This window comes from Xanthobacter aminoxidans (assembly GCF_023571765.1).
In the GTDB taxonomy this organism is placed as follows: domain Bacteria; phylum Pseudomonadota; class Alphaproteobacteria; order Rhizobiales; family Xanthobacteraceae; genus Xanthobacter; species Xanthobacter aminoxidans.
Genome location: NZ_JAMJXC010000017.1, coordinates 40349 through 54571 on the forward strand (window position 1 = coordinate 40349; position 14223 = coordinate 54571).

The following is a 14223-nucleotide window of genomic DNA, read 5'->3' on the forward strand; positions in this document are numbered from 1 at the left end:
CGCCTTCATCGCAGTGTGGGCGGCGGGCGCGTGTGGTATCTCCCTCTGCCTCGGCGGGGCTGCCGCCCGGCCACCAACGAGGGGGAGGGGACGCAATCGCCACGGATCGCAAGCGCCTCTCCGCCTTCCTGTCGGGCTTTCGCGGCACGGCGCGGGCGGACCTCGGCCGATCCCTCGCGGCATCGGCGACAACCGGCCTCCTGGTCATTGCGCAGGCCTTTCTCGTCGCCCGCATCATCGATGCCGTGCTGTTCCGCCATGAGGCGCTCTCCGCGCACGCTTTCGAGCTTGCCGCCCTTGTCGGCGCCATCCTGCTGCGCTTCGGCGCCGTATGGGCAAGCGAGCATTTCGGCTTCGCCGCCGCCGCGAAGGTGATGCGCGCCTTGCGCGCCCGGCTCCTCGACCGGGTTGAGGCCATCGGCCCCGTGGGCCTTGCCGAAGCCCGCACGGGCGAACTGGTGGCGGCGCTGGCGGAGGGCGTGCGGGCGGTCGAGCCTTATTATTCGCGCTACATTCCGGCTTCCGTGCTGGTGGTGATGCTGCCGGTGGCGGTGCTGGTGGCGGTGTTCCCGTTCGACTGGGTGTCCGGCCTCATCCTCTTGGCAACCGCGCCCTTCATCCCGGTCTTCATGATCCTCATCGGCAAGGGCACGGAGGCGCTGAACCAGAAGCAGTGGCGCCGGCTCGCCCGCATGTCCGGGCACCTGCTCGATGCGGTGCAGGGGCTTGCGACGCTGAAGGCGTTCAATGCGGCCGGCCGCATGGTCGCAGAGGTGGCCGCCGTCGCCGATGATTACCGGCGCGACACCATGGGCGTGCTGCGCGTCGCCTTCCTCTCCTCGGCGGTGCTGGAATTCTTCGCGACTGTCTCCATCGCCCTCATCGCCATCTTCATCGGCTTCCGGCTGCTGTGGGGCGAGATGGCCTTCTTCCCCGGCCTGTTCGTGCTGCTGCTGGCGCCGGAATTCTATGCGCCGTTGCGCGCCATGGGCACGGCCTACCACGCCCGCATGGAGGCCATCGGTGCCGCCGAGCGCCTCGTGGCGCTGGAGGAGATGCCGGCCCTCTCCGAGAGCGGTGGCGAGACGCCGCTGCCCGCCCCCGACGCCATCTCCATCCGCTTCGAGGACGTGTGCCTTGCCTTCCCGGACGGGCGCGTCGCGCTGGATGGCGTGAGCTTCACCATTGGTGCGGGGGAAACGGTGGCGCTGGTCGGGCCGTCCGGCGCCGGCAAGTCCTCCATCCTCAGTCTCGCGCTCGGCTTCGTGCGCCCCACCTCCGGCCGGGTGCTGGTGAATGGGGTGCCGCTGGCGGAGCTGGACCTTGCCGACGTGCGGCGCCGCATCGCCTACGTGCCCCAGCGCCCGCGCCTGTTCGCCGGCACCCTCGCCGCCAACATCGCCCCCGGAGAGGCGGCGCCGGACCCCGCCCGGCTGGTCCGCGCGGTGGCCGATGCCGGCCTTTCCGACATGGTGGCGGGCCTGTCCGGCGGCGTCGCGGCGGATGTGGGTGAAGGCGGCGCCGGCCTCTCCGGTGGTCAGGCCCATCGCCTCGCGGTGGCCCGTGCCTTCTACCGTGCCGCCCCGCTGGTGGTGCTCGACGAGCCCACCGCCCATCTCGACCGGGAGAGCGAGGCCGAGGTGCAGGCCGCCCTCTCCCGTCTCCTCACCGGCCGCACCGGCCTCGTGGCCGCCCACCGCATGGCGAGCGTCGCCGGTGCTGACCGCATCATCGTGCTCGCGCGCGGGCGGATCGTCGCCGAGGGCACGCCCGCAGACCTCCTGCGCCATGGGAGGCTTGATGGCGGGCTCGATGGCGACCTGGTGCCCGATCTGGCCCCGGCTCCCGGAAGCGCGGAGTCGGTGCGATGAAGGACGCGCTCCGCCTCCTGCGCCTGATGGCGCCGCACGCCGGCTGGATGGCGCTGGCCGTGCTCGTCTCGGCGCTGGCGACCCTCGCCCATATCGCCTTGATGGCCACGTCCGGCTGGTTCATCGCGGCCATGGCGCTGGCCGGCGCGGCCGGGGCGAGCGTGAACTATTTTACGCCCTCGGCGGCGATCCGCGCCTATGCCGTCGTCCGCACCGTCGGGCGCTACGGCGAGCGCATCGTCGGCCACGAGGCGACGCTGAAGTTCGTGGCGGCCCTGCGCCCCTGGTTCTTCGCGCGGCTGATCCCACTCGCCCCGGCGGCGCTGGAGGACCAGCGTTCCGGCGATCTCCTCGCCCGGCTCAAGGGCGACATCGACCGGCTGGAATTCGCCTTCCTGCGCATCCTCTCGCCCGGCCTCGCCGCGGTTCTGGTGCTGGCAGTCGGGCTCACCGTCCTCGCGCTCCACGATGGCCGAATGGCGGTGGGCATCGGCCTTGCTGCGCTGCTTGCCGGGCTCGCCCTGCCGCTTCTCGTCCATCGCCTCGGGGCACGGGCGTCGCGGGAGGTGACGGCCGGCACGGCGCAGCTCAACGCGCTGCTGGTGGACCATCTGGAAGGGCGCGCGGAACTCGACATCTACGATCCCGACCGCCGCCACCGCGCCGTGCTGGATGAGACCAGCGACGCTCTCATCGCCTGCGAACACCGGCTCGCCGGCATCCTTGGCTTCGCCGGCGCGGGCGTAGGCCTGTTCGCGCAAGCCTCCCTCGTGCTGGTGCTGCTCATCGGCGCGCCGCGGGTGCTGGCGGGTACGCTGCCGGGCGCCGACCTGCCCATGCTGGCGCTGCTCGCGCTCTCTTTGTTCGAGGCGGTGGCGCCGCTGCCGCTGGCCTTCCAGACCCTGCCGGCAACGCTCGCCTCGGCCCGCCGCATCTTCAACCTCATCGACCGTCCGCCGCCGGTGGAGGAGCCTGCCGCGCCGAAGCCGGTGCTGGAGGCCGGCACGCTGGCGTTCGCCCATGCGGGGCTGACCTATCCCGGTGCGGCGCGCGCGGCCCTCACCGACATCGATCTCGCGCTTGCCCCGGGCCGGCGCATCGGCGTGGTCGGGTCGAGCGGCTCGGGCAAGTCGAGCCTTGTCGCCCTGGCGCTCCGGTTCCGCGCCCCTGCCCCAGGGGAGGTGACGTTCGCCGGTTCGAGCATCGCTGACTTCAGCTCGGATGACCTGCGGCGGCGCATGGCGGTGCTGGCGCAGCACGATCATCTCTTCGCCGCGACCATCCGCGAAAATCTGCTTGTCGCCGATCCCGATGCATCGCCGGAGAAGCTGGAAGCGGCTCTGGCGCGGGCCGGCGTCCTCGCCTTCGTCGCGGCGCAGCCGGACGGGCTGGATACCTTCCTTGGCGCGAATGGGGCGAAAGTCTCCGGCGGCGAGGCGCGGCGGCTCGGGCTGGCGCGCGCCCTTCTGAAGGAGGCGCCGATCCTGATCCTCGATGAGCCCACAGAAGGGCTCGACGGCGAGACCGAGCGCCGCGTGCTGGAGACCCTTCTGGGCGCGACCCGCGATCAGGCGCTTTTGTTCATCACCCACCGCCGCGCCGGGCTTGAGGCGATGGACGAGATCATCGTGATGGATGGCGGCCGCATCGTCGCGCGCGGGGCGCCGGCCGACATGCTGGCCATCGTCGGTCCAGGAACGATCAGTCCCGGAACGATTTCGGGCGGCGTCCCGGAGGACACCGCCCGATCAGCCGGCTCCGGTCAGGGCTTGGAGCAAGCCCCACCATGATTATCTGGAGTTGCACAACCACCTAGAGCCAGTTCGTGTTGGCTCTGTCGATCCAGCTTCGTTACGGAAGTACCCCTACAGGCCGAGATAGGCCGCGCGCACCTTCGGATCGTCGAGCAGCGCCGCGCCCGTGCCTTCTATGGCGATATGGCCGGTCTCCAGCACGTAGCCGCGGTCGGCGATGGCCAGCGCCGCGGAGGCGTTCTGCTCCACCAGCAGGGTGGTGATGCCCTCGGCGCGCAATGACGTGACCGCGGCGAGGATCTGGTCCACCAGCAAAGGCGCGAGGCCGAGGGAGGGCTCGTCCAGCAACAGCAGCTTCGGCCCCGCCATGAGCGCGCGGCCGATGGCGAGCATCTGCTGCTGTCCGCCGGAGAGGCTCATGGCCGGCGTCCGGCGTCGCTCGGCGAGCACGGGGAACAGGCCGTAGATGTGATCGAGCCGTGCCTGCCGCTTCGCATCCTGCCGCCGGTAGGCACCGAGCTTCAGATTGTCCTCGATGCTCAGGGGGCCGAACACCTGCCGCCCCTCCGGCGATTGCGAGATGCCGCGCACCACCCGCAGATGCGGCTCCATCCGCTCGATGGCCTCGCCCTCGAAGACGATGCGCCCGCCGCGTACTGGCTGCACGCCGGAGATGGCGCGCAGGAGCGTAGTCTTGCCGGCGCCGTTGGAGCCGACCAGCGCGACGATCTCGCCGGCCTTCACCTCCAGCGACACCTCGCGCAGGGCCATGATGCGGCCGTAGGAGGAGGAGAGGGCTTCAACCGTGAGCACGATCTGCCTCCCGCGATCCGATATCCCCGAGATAGGCGGCGATGACCTGCGGGTTCTCCCGCACCGCGCGCGGCGGCCCCTCCGCCAGCGGGCGGCCCTGGGCGAGCACCAGCACGCGGTCGGAAATCTTCATTACCAGCTTCATGTCGTGCTCGATCAGCACCACCGCGACGCCGGCCTTGGCGATCTCGGCGATGAGGTGGTCGATGGCTTCCGTCTCCACCGCGTTGCAGCCGGCGGCCGGCTCGTCCAGCAGCAGGATTTTCGGATCGGCGGCAAGGGCGCGGGCGATCTCGAGGCGCTTCAGCGCGCCGTAGGGCAGGGCGCCGGCGGGTGCGTCGGCGAGGTCGGCGAGGCCCACCCGGTCGAGCAGCGCCAGCGCCTTTTCGCGGGTGACGCGATTCTGCCGGAAGACGGAGGGCAGGCCCAGCATGTCGGCGAGGAAGGAGGTGCGCTCGGAGAGGGCACACCCGACCATCACATTCTCCACTGCCGTCATGCGGAAGAAGATCTGCAGGTTCTGGAAGGTCCGCGCCATGCCGCGGCTGACGCGCCGGTGGGGCGGGACGGCGGTGATGTCCGCGCCGTCGAGCCGCACGCTGCCGCGCGAGGGGCGGTAGATGCCGGTGACGAGGTTGAACAGGGTGGTCTTGCCCGCCCCGTTCGGCCCGATGATGGAGAAGACCTCGCCGGCGCCAACCTTGAAGCTCACCTCGTCCACGGCCCTGAGGCCGCCGAAGGAGATGCCGATGCCGTTCACGTCGAGAAGGGGCGTCTTGCTGGTCACGGCAGGCGCTCCTCGATCAGCGCGCGCAGCGACGGCACGATGCCTTGGGGCAGGAAGATCATGAACACCATGATGAGGAGGCCGAGCACCGCCTGCTCGTATTCCTGGAAAGCGGTGAGCGTCTGCGGCAGCACCACCAGGAAGGCGGCGCCGAGCACGGTGCCGAACACCGAGCCGAGCCCGCCGATGATGACCATGGCCACCAGTTCCACCGAGTGCGAAAAGCTCGCCGCCTCCGGCGTGATGAGGCCGTTCATGGCCGCCAGCAGGCCGCCCGCAACCGCCGCATAGACCGCCGCCACCACAAAGGCGGCGAGCTTCTTGGCGGAAACGTCGATGCCCGCGCCGGCCGCCGCCACCTCGCTGTCGTGCAGCGCGCGCAGCGCCCGCCCGGTGGGGCTCGCGGCGATGTTGAGGGCGATGAGCGCACCGATGAGAAGGGCGCCCGCCGAGACCCAGTACCAGTTCAGCGCCCCCGTCACCCGCCAGCCGAAGAGGGTGATGCGCGACACGGACATGCCGTCCGGCCCGCCGGTCAGCTCGGTCTCGCTGTGGAGGATCAGGGCGACGATGACGCCGAAGCCCAGCGTCGCGATGGCGAGGTAATAGCCCTTCAGCTTCAGGATGGGCCGGCCCACCAGCCAGGCGATGACGCCGGAGAGCGCCGCCCCGAGGACGATGCACAGCAGCGGATCGAGCCCGAGCCGCGCCGGCCCGATGGCCACCGCATAGGCGCCGATGCCGAGGAAGCCGGCGTGGCCGAGGCTCACCTGACCCGCGTAGCCCATGAGGATGGTGAGGCCGAGGGCGGCGAGGGAGAAGATCCACACCAGCGCCGCCACCCGCAGGTGGAAGGAGGTGGGGGCGATCATCGGCACCAGCGCCATGATGAGCGCGAGGGCGATGAGCGGGGTGAGGCGCGAGCGCAGGATGGCCTTCATCACACGCGCTCCACGGTGCGGCTGCCGAACAGGCCGCGCGGCATGAACAGCAGGACGACGAGGATCATCAGGAACGCCACCGCGTCCTTGTAGGTGGAGGAGAGGTAGCCGGCCGCGAAGGTCTCGATGAGGCCGATGAGGAGGCCCCCCACCACCGCACCCAAGGGATTGCCCATGCCGCCCAGCATGGCGGCGGCGAAGCCCTTCAGGGTGAACAGGGTGCCGATGTCGTAGCGGGTCAGCGTGATGGGCGTCGCCACCACGCCGGCGAGCGCGCCCATGGCGGCCGAGAGGCCAAAGGCGAGGGCGAGCACGAGGGCGACATTGATGCCCACCAGCTTCGCCGCCAGCCGGTTGGCGGCGGTGGCCAGCACCGCCTTGCCCACCAGCGTGTGCTCCAGGAACAGGTAGAGCGCCACCACGAGGGCGAGCGCGGTGCCCATCACCCACAGGCTCTGCGGCAGGATGGTGGCGCCGCCGACCGGGATGGGGGTGTCGCCCGAGAAGGCGGGCAGCGAATGGAACTGCTTGTCGAAGATGATCTGCGACACGCCCTTGATGAAGATGGACGCGCCGATGGTGATCATGATGAGCGTCACCGGCGAGGCGCCGCGCGCCGGCTCGATGGCGAGGCGATGCAGAAGCAGGCCCACCAGCACGGCGGCGACCACCGCGATCAGCGCCGCCACCGGCAGCGCGAGGCCCGCCGCCATGAGGAAGACGGTGCCCATGCCGCCGATCATGACGAAATCGCCTTGGGCGAAATTGATCACGTCGGAGGCGTTGTAGATCAGCGTGAATCCGAGGGCGATGAGCGCGTAGATGGCGCCCACCGTCAGCCCCGAAAAGGCGAGCTGGAGAAATTCGGACATGTCCTCACGCCGTCTGTGTGGCGGCGCCGTGGTGGCGCCGCCGCGGTGGGGATCGGGTGTGCGAAACGATCAACGGGCGGGCGCTTCGATCGCCCAGTCGCCGTTGCGGATCACCAGCATGCGGAACGAGTCCGTGCCGAGGCCGAGATGGTCGGCGGGGGCGAAGGTGTAGATGCCGGTGACGCCCACATAGCCCTTGGTGGCCTCCAGCGCGTCGCGGATCTTCTTCGGGTCCGCGGACTTGGCGCTCTCGATGGCGCGGGCGACGAGCTGGATGCCGTCATAGCCGTAGCCCCCGAAGGTGGAGACCGGCTGGCCGGTGGTCTTCTCGTAGGAAGATTTGTACTGCGCCACCACCGGCTTCTGCGGGTCGTTGTCCGCCAGCTTGTCGCCGATCAGGATGGCCGGGGCGGGCAGGCGCACGCCCTCGGCGGCGGGGCCGGCCAGTTCGATGAAGCTCTTCGAGGCGACGCCGTGGCTCTGGTAGAGCGGCAGCTTGATGCCGAGCTGCGCGTAGTTGCGCGTCACGATGGCCGGGCCCTGGCCGAAGCCGGGGTTCAGCACCGCCTCGACGCCCGCGGTGTTCTTGATCTTGTTGAGCTGGGGCGTCATGTCGGAATCGGTGGCGCCGTAGCTCTCGTCGACGACGACGGTGATGCCGTACTGGCCGATCACCTTCAGGCACTGGTTGCGCATGGACTTGCCGAAGCCATCCGAGCCCGAGATCATGCCGATCTTGGTGATGCCCCGCGCCTTCATGTCCTCGAAGATCTTCTGGCAGGCGGTCTTGTCGGTATGCGGCGTCTTGAAGACGAAGGCGCGCACCGGCTCGATGATCTCGATGCCGCCGGCCAGCGAAACGAAGGGGATGCCCGCTTCCTCGAACACCGGGATCATGGCCATGGTGGCGCCGGTGGAGGTGCCGCCGACCATGGCGACGACCTTGTCGTCCTCCACGAGGCGGGTGGCGAAGGTGCGCGCCTTGTTGGCATCGCCGCCGTCGTCATAGAGCACCAGCTCGACGGGCCGGCCGAGGAGGCCGCCCTTCTTGTTCAGCTCGTCCACATAGAGCTTGAGCGTCTTGGCTTCGGGATCGCCAAGGAAGGCGGCGGGGCCGGTGGCCGAGACCACCGAACCGATCTTGATGGGATCGGCGGCAAAGGCGGGGCTGGTGAGCGCCGGGCCGGCGACCGCGGTCGCGACCATGATGGCAGCCGCGCGCAGCATCGGCCGCAGGCGTGCGGGCGTATCCATGAAGCGTTCCTCCTAAAGGTCCATTTCGGGCCGAGGAGCGGGTTGTCCCGCCTCCATTCGCTGGCCATTCGACCGGCGAGACCCGAACCATATAATTAACCGGCCGGATGGTCAATTGATCGCGTGCGGCTTCGTTGCACGCTTGCCGAGGGCGCGCTTGCGCGGGATGATTGATCGACCGGGCGGACAATATTTGATATCCCAACCTCCTTCCCGATGATGGCGGATGATCGCAGCAGGCCCGTGTCGGGTGGCGGTCGAGATGGACAGGCAAGATGGCTCGCACGCGTGCACAGGATTACGAGGCCAAACGGGAGGCCATCCTCCACAAATCGGCGGAGCTGTTTGCGCAATACGGCTATTCCGGCACCTCGATCACCATGATCGCGGACGCCTGCGGTGCCTCCAAGGCCTTGCTCTACCATTACTATCCGGACAAGGAGGCGGTGCTCTTCGACATCCTGTCCTCGCATCTGGAGCAGCTGATCGCCGGCGCGGAGAAGGCGATCGCCGAGGCGCCGGACGGCGGACGCATCTACGCCATGTCGGCCTCGCTCCTCGATGCCTACAAGGATGCCGACGCCGAGCATCAGGTGCAGATCGCCAATCTCAAGCTGCTGAACAGCGACCGGCAGGAGGCCCTGCGCGCGCTGGAGCGAAAGCTCGTCACGCTGCTCGCCGACGCCATCGCCGAGGAGGTGCCGTCGGTCGGGCGGGGCCCCATGCTAAAGCCCGTCACCATGTCGGCCTTCGGCATGCTCAACTGGCAGTATCTCTGGTTTCGTGACGGCAAGGGCCTGACCCGCGCCGACTATGCCCGCCTCGTCACCGGCCTCATCAAGACAGGGGCGGAGGAGGCGGTGCGGGGCATGTTCGCGCCCGAGGCCAAAGCCGCCGATGCCCGGCCGCCGGAGGGCAAGCCCGCGCAGCCCCGTTCCGCCCCGCGCCGCCGCGCTCCGTCTCCCGCCGCCGAGGCGCCCCGCGCGGCGAAGGCGCGGCGACCGGCGGAATAGGATCGCGGCCGAAAACGCTTTAAGGAACGGCCATGTCGCGCCGCGCCCTCGACCTCATCCTCGACCACGTTCGCGCCGAGCCTTCGCGCACCTGGTCCATCATCGTCACCATCTATGGCGACGCCATCGTGCCACGGGGCGGCTCGGTGTGGCTCGGCACGTTGCTCGCCTTCTTCCGCGGGCTGGACGTGGCGGATGGGGTGGTGCGCACGGCCATGTCGCGTCTTGCGGCAGATGGCTGGCTGACGCGGACGCGGGTAGGTCGCAACAGCTTCTACCGCCTCGCCGACAAGGGCCGCGAGACCTTCGCCCGCGCCACCGAACATATTTACCGCCACCGACCGCCCGAGTGGCACGGGCATTTCGACATGCTGCTCATCGAGACCGGCGCCCGCGAAGGGGCGCGGGCGGCCCTGGAGGCGGCAGGTTTCGGCATGCCGCTGCCCGGCGTGTTCGTGGCCCCGGCGGGCACCGGCGTGCCGGAAGAGGCGGCCTCCGCGCTTCGGCTCGATGTGTCCGGAAGCGCGGAGGAGCAGCGTGCCCTCGCCGCCCGCGCGTGGCCGCTGGAGCAGACGGCGGAGGCCTACCGGCGCTTCATCGCCACCTTCGAGCCGCTGGCGGCGGAGCTTCAGGCCGGCGCCGCGTTGACCGACCTCGAGGCGATGGTCGCCCGCGTGCTGCTCATCCACGACTACCGCCGGATCGTACTGCGCGATCCCATCCTGCCCTCCGCCATCCTGCCGGAGGACTGGCCGGGCCTTGCCGCCCGCGCCGTGTGTGCCGACATCTATGGCCGCCTGGTGGAGGCGTCCGAGCGCTGGCTGGACGAAAATGCCGTGGGCGAGGACGGCGCGCCATTGCCGGGGCATCCTAAAATCACGAGCAGATTCAAGGCTTAGAGGATCTGGAGATGGTCCGGCTGGAGCCTCTGGCTTTTAAATGTTACAAAAATAACTTGAAACTCGTTTTTCTGTAATATATAAACGTTCGCAAGGTGCCGGACAGTGGGCAGCATGCTGCTTGCGAGGACCGGCGGCAGCGGCCGGAGCGCTTACTTCACCCGCCGCCCGAAGCCGCGCATGAGACGGCCGATCCAACAGGTCTTACGGGGAGGACACAGCATGTACGCACAGCTCGTGAAGTCCGAGGGCATGAAGTCCGCCGCCGAGCTTTCGCCGGAGGAGCGCGCCTTCCAGGAGCGCATCGACCGCGGCGAGAAGATCGAGCCGAAGGAGTGGATGCCGGAGGGCTACCGCAAGACGCTGATCCGCCAGGTCGGCCAGCACGCCCATTCCGAGATTGTCGGCCAGCTGCCCGAAGGCAACTGGATCACCCGCGCGCCCACGCTGGAGCGCAAGGCCATCCTGCTCGCCAAGGTGCAGGACGAGGCCGGCCACGGCCTCTACCTCTATTGCGCCGCCGAGACGCTGGGCGTCAGCCGCGATCAGCTGCTCGCCAAGCTGCACGACGGCAGCATGAAGTATTCGTCCATCTTCAACTATCCCACCCTCAACTGGGCCGACATCGGCGCGGTGGGCTGGCTGGTGGATGGCGCGGCCATCATGAACCAGGTGCAGCTGCAGAAGACCTCCTACGGCCCGTACAGCCGCGCGATGATCCGCATCTGCAAGGAGGAGAGCTTCCACCAGCGGCAGGGCTACGACATCATGATGAAGATGGCGCAGGGCACGGCCGAGCAGAAGGCCATGGCGCAGGATGCCCTCGACCGCTTCTGGTATCCCGCGCTCATGATGTTCGGTCCCTCCGACAAGGATTCGGTGCATTCCGCGCAGTCCATGGCGTGGAAGATCAAGATCAACACCAATGATGAACTGCGCCAGAAGTTCGTCGATCAGACGGTGCCGCAGGCGGAATATCTCGGCCTCAAGATCCCCGATCCGAACCTGAAGTGGAACGAGGAGAAGAAGGGCTACGACTTCTCCGAGCCGGACTGGTCCGAGTTCTTCGAGGTGATCGCCGGCAACGGCCCCTGCAACAAGGAGCGCCTCGGCGCCCGCGTGAAGGCTTGGGAAGACGGAGCCTGGTTCCGCGATGGCCTCCTCGCCCATGCCGAGAAGGCCGAGGCGCGTCGCGCCGCAGCCCGTGTGGCCGCGGAATAGCCGCGCCAAAGTGATCGCCGGTCAGGGCGTACCATAACAACAGCGCATCTTCCGGACGGCTTGGCCGTCCGGCCCGGAACGGGAGGAACAACCATGTCCAGCGAATGGCCCTTGTGGGAAGTCTTCATCCGTGGCCAGCACGGCCTCAACCATCGCCATGTGGGCAGCCTGCACGCGCCCGACGCGGAACTCGCCATCAAGAACGCCCGCGACGTTTATACCCGCCGCAACGAGGGCGTCTCCATCTGGGTGGTGAAGTCAGTGGATATCACCGCCTCCAGCCCCTCGGACAAGGGGCCGCTGTTCGAGCCGTCCAACTCCAAGGTCTACCGCCACCCCACCTTCTTCCAGATTCCCGAAGAAGTGGGGCACATGTGATGGCCACCGCCGAGATCGCGGTCGATCGCGCCGCTCTGTTCGAATTCCTCACCCGGATGGGGGACAACACCCTCATCCTCGGCCATCGCGTATCCGAGTGGTGCGGCCACGCGCCGGTGCTGGAAGAGGACATCGCCCTCGCCAACACGGCGCTGGACCTCATCGGCCAGACCCAGCTCTGGCTCGGCCTCGCCGGCGAGGTGGAGGGCAAGGGCCGCAATGCGGACGCGCTCGCCTTCCTGCGTGACGCGGCGGCCTTCCGCAACTGCCTGCTGGTGGAGCGCCCCAATGGCGATTTCGGCCAGACGCTGATGCGGCAGTTCCTGTTCGATGCGTGGCACCACGTGATGCTGACGGCGCTGACCAAGTCTGAGGACCCGCGCGTCGCCGAGATCGCCGCCAAGGCGGTGAAGGAGGCGGCCTATCACCTGGAGCGCTCCAGCGACCTGGTGATCCGCCTGGGCGACGGCACCGACGAGAGCCACGCGCGGATGCAGCGCGCGCTCGACGACATGTGGTCCTATGTGGGCGAACTCTTCATCGCCGACGACGCGGATCGCGCCGTGGCGGAGGCGGGCATTGCGCCCGATCCGGCGAGCCTCAAGCCGGAGTGGGAGGCCATCGTCTCCGAGGTGCTGCGCGAGGCGACGCTGAAGGCACCGACCTCGGCCTATGTCCACAAGGGCGGCCGGCGCGGCGTGCATACCGAGCATCTCGGCTACATCCTCGCCGACATGCAGTTCCTGCAGCGCGCCTATCCCGGCGCGACCTGGTAGGGGGTGAGAATGGCGACCGCCACCCTGCCGTCCCTTGACGAGGTCTGGCACTGGCTGTCGCAGGTGCCGGACCCGGAAATCCCGGTGCTTTCGCTGGTCGATCTCGGCATCGTCCGCGAGGTGGCGTGGGACGACGACACCCTCGTCGTCACCGTCACGCCCACCTATTCCGGCTGTCCGGCGACGGGCATCATCAATCTCGACATCGAGCGCGAACTGAACGCGCGCGGCGTCGCCAAGGTGCGGCTGGAGCGTCGGCTCTCGCCGCCCTGGACCACCGACTGGATGAGCGCTGAGGGCCGCGAGAAGCTGCGGGCCTACGGCATCGCACCGCCGGTGGACGACACCGCCGCCGACGGCCGCTCACTGGCGCTCGCGCGCCGGCTCGCCTCCGGCTCCAACCTCACGGTGGCCTGCCCGCGCTGCGGCTCGGCGCAGACTGAGAAGGTGAGCCAGTTCGGCTCCACCGCCTGCAAGGCCAGCTATCGCTGCCTCTCGTGCCTGGAGCCGTTCGACTACTTCAAGTGCATCTGAATACTAAAAATCCCGAGGAGCGCCGCATGGCACGGTTTCATTCCCTGGAGGTGGTCGACGTGCGGCGCGAGACGCGCGATGCCGTCGTCGTCACCCTCAAACCCCGCTCGGAGGACGCCGCGGCGTTCGACTTCACGCAGGGCCAATATCTCACCTTCCGCCGCGATTTCGATGGCGAGGAACTGCGCCGCAGCTATTCCATCTGCGCCGGCAAGGATGAGGGCTGCCTGAAGGTGGGCATCAAGAAGGTGGAGGGCGGTGCCTTCTCCACCTGGGCCAATGAAAACCTGTCCCCCGGCGACGTCCTTGAAGCCATGCCCCCCATGGGCAAGTTCTTCGTGCCGATCGCTCCGGAGCTGGACCGCCACTATCTCGGCTTTGCCGGCGGCTCGGGCATCACGCCGCTCCTGTCCATCATCAAGACGGTGCTGGCGCGCGAGCCCAGGTCCCGCTTCACCCTTGTCTATGCCAACCGGCAGATCAGCTCCATCATGTTCCGCGAGGAGCTGGAGGACCTGAAGAACATCTATCTGGGCCGCCTCTCTGTGCTGCATGTGCTGGAGAGCGAGGCGCAGGAGATCGACCTGTTCACCGGCCGTGTCGATGCGGAGAAGATGGAAGGTCTCTTCAAGCACTGGATCGACGCGACGTCGGTGGACACCGCATTCATCTGCGGCCCCGAGCCCATGATGCTGGCCATTGCCGCCGCATTGCGCGCACACGGTCTCAGCGACGCGCAGATCAAGTTCGAATTGTTCGCCTCGGGCCAGCCCGGCCGGGCGAAGGCCAAGGCGGTTTCGGCGAACGTCGCTGCCAACGGCGCCGGCACCACCGCGACCGTGACGCTGGATGGTGCCACCCGCACCTTCCACATGCCGCGCGAGGGCCAGAGCCTGCTCGACGCCGCGCTCGCCGCCAATCTCGATGCGCCCTACGCCTGCAAGGCGGGCGTGTGCTCCACCTGCCGCGCCAAGGTGGTGGAGGGTGAGGTGGAAATAGCGGTCAACCATGCGCTGGAGGATTACGAGGTGCGCGCCGGCTACGTGCTCACCTGCCAGTGCTTCCCGCTCACCGAAAAACTCGTCGTCACCTACGACGAGTAAGGGGAAG

14 protein-coding genes are annotated in these 14223 nt (G+C 68.6%); 9 read left to right on the top strand and 5 right to left on the bottom strand.

All coding sequences use genetic code 11. From position 1 onward, the window contains the following. Window positions 1-32 precede the first annotated feature (32 nt). Window positions 33-1871 carry a thiol reductant ABC exporter subunit CydD gene (gene cydD / locus EJ105_RS21315; protein ID WP_250167912.1) on the top strand — a complete coding sequence of 613 codons (1839 nt, stop codon included), beginning with the start codon at window positions 33-35 and terminating at the stop codon, window positions 1869-1871. Next, the gene (gene cydC / locus EJ105_RS21320; protein ID WP_250167913.1) at window positions 1868-3661 is read left to right on the top strand and encodes a thiol reductant ABC exporter subunit CydC; all 1794 of its coding nucleotides are present in this window, start codon (window positions 1868-1870) and stop codon (window positions 3659-3661) included. Before cydD ends, cydC begins: the two co-directional genes overlap by 4 nt. Window positions 3662-3736: 75 nt before the next feature. Here the strand turns inward: cydC and EJ105_RS21325 are convergent, their stop codons facing one another. The 5 genes from EJ105_RS21325 to EJ105_RS21345 all read right to left on the bottom strand — a co-directional run bounded on the left by EJ105_RS21325 (window position 3737) and on the right by EJ105_RS21345 (window position 8292). Continuing rightward, complete coding sequence (locus EJ105_RS21325; RefSeq protein WP_250167914.1) at window positions 3737-4438, bottom strand: ABC transporter ATP-binding protein; 702 nt, start codon at window positions 4436-4438, stop codon at window positions 3737-3739. Next, complete coding sequence (locus EJ105_RS21330) at window positions 4425-5225, bottom strand: ABC transporter ATP-binding protein (RefSeq protein WP_250167915.1); 801 nt, start codon at window positions 5223-5225, stop codon at window positions 4425-4427. Before EJ105_RS21330 ends, EJ105_RS21325 begins: the two co-directional genes overlap by 14 nt. Beyond that, window positions 5222-6166 (bottom strand): branched-chain amino acid ABC transporter permease, encoded by a 945-nt coding sequence (locus EJ105_RS21335; RefSeq protein ID WP_250167916.1) that lies wholly within the window; start codon window positions 6164-6166, stop codon window positions 5222-5224. Before EJ105_RS21335 ends, EJ105_RS21330 begins: the two co-directional genes overlap by 4 nt. Further along, the gene (locus EJ105_RS21340) at window positions 6166-7038 is read right to left on the bottom strand and encodes a branched-chain amino acid ABC transporter permease (protein WP_029555483.1); all 873 of its coding nucleotides are present in this window, start codon (window positions 7036-7038) and stop codon (window positions 6166-6168) included. The genes EJ105_RS21335 and EJ105_RS21340 overlap by 1 nt, the downstream gene beginning before the upstream one ends. Window positions 7039-7107: 69 nt before the next feature. Continuing rightward, a complete protein-coding gene (locus EJ105_RS21345) occupies window positions 7108-8292 on the bottom strand; it encodes an ABC transporter substrate-binding protein (protein ID WP_394042638.1) in 1185 nt (394 codons plus the stop codon). A gap of 275 nt (window positions 8293-8567) precedes the next feature. On the opposite strand from EJ105_RS21345, the gene EJ105_RS21350 reads away from it, so the two are divergent. From EJ105_RS21350 to paaE, 7 genes are all read left to right on the top strand, one after another. After that, window positions 8568-9305, top strand: coding sequence for a TetR/AcrR family transcriptional regulator (locus EJ105_RS21350; protein WP_250167917.1), 738 nt, complete (start codon window positions 8568-8570; stop codon window positions 9303-9305). Window positions 9306-9337: 32 nt separating this feature from the next. After that, window positions 9338-10204: a phenylacetic acid degradation operon negative regulatory protein PaaX gene (paaX, locus tag EJ105_RS21355; RefSeq protein WP_029555480.1), complete on the top strand. Its 867-nt coding sequence runs from the start codon at window positions 9338-9340 to the stop codon at window positions 10202-10204. 222 nt (window positions 10205-10426) lie between these two features. Next, window positions 10427-11425 (top strand): 1,2-phenylacetyl-CoA epoxidase subunit PaaA, encoded by a 999-nt coding sequence (gene paaA / locus EJ105_RS21360; protein WP_024280577.1) that lies wholly within the window; start codon window positions 10427-10429, stop codon window positions 11423-11425. A 93-nt stretch (window positions 11426-11518) separates the two neighbouring features. Beyond that, on the top strand, window positions 11519-11803 hold the full coding sequence (gene paaB, locus EJ105_RS21365; RefSeq protein ID WP_024280576.1) for a 1,2-phenylacetyl-CoA epoxidase subunit PaaB: 285 nt from the start codon (window positions 11519-11521) through the stop codon (window positions 11801-11803). After that, window positions 11803-12579 (top strand): 1,2-phenylacetyl-CoA epoxidase subunit PaaC, encoded by a 777-nt coding sequence (paaC, locus tag EJ105_RS21370; RefSeq protein WP_250167918.1) that lies wholly within the window; start codon window positions 11803-11805, stop codon window positions 12577-12579. Before paaB ends, paaC begins: the two co-directional genes overlap by 1 nt. 9 nt (window positions 12580-12588) lie before the next feature. Then, complete coding sequence (gene paaD / locus EJ105_RS21375; protein WP_250167919.1) at window positions 12589-13113, top strand: 1,2-phenylacetyl-CoA epoxidase subunit PaaD; 525 nt, start codon at window positions 12589-12591, stop codon at window positions 13111-13113. Window positions 13114-13139: 26 nt separating this feature from the next. Then, window positions 13140-14216: a 1,2-phenylacetyl-CoA epoxidase subunit PaaE gene (gene paaE / locus EJ105_RS21380; protein ID WP_250167920.1), complete on the top strand. Its 1077-nt coding sequence runs from the start codon at window positions 13140-13142 to the stop codon at window positions 14214-14216. Window positions 14217-14223 lie beyond the last annotated feature (7 nt).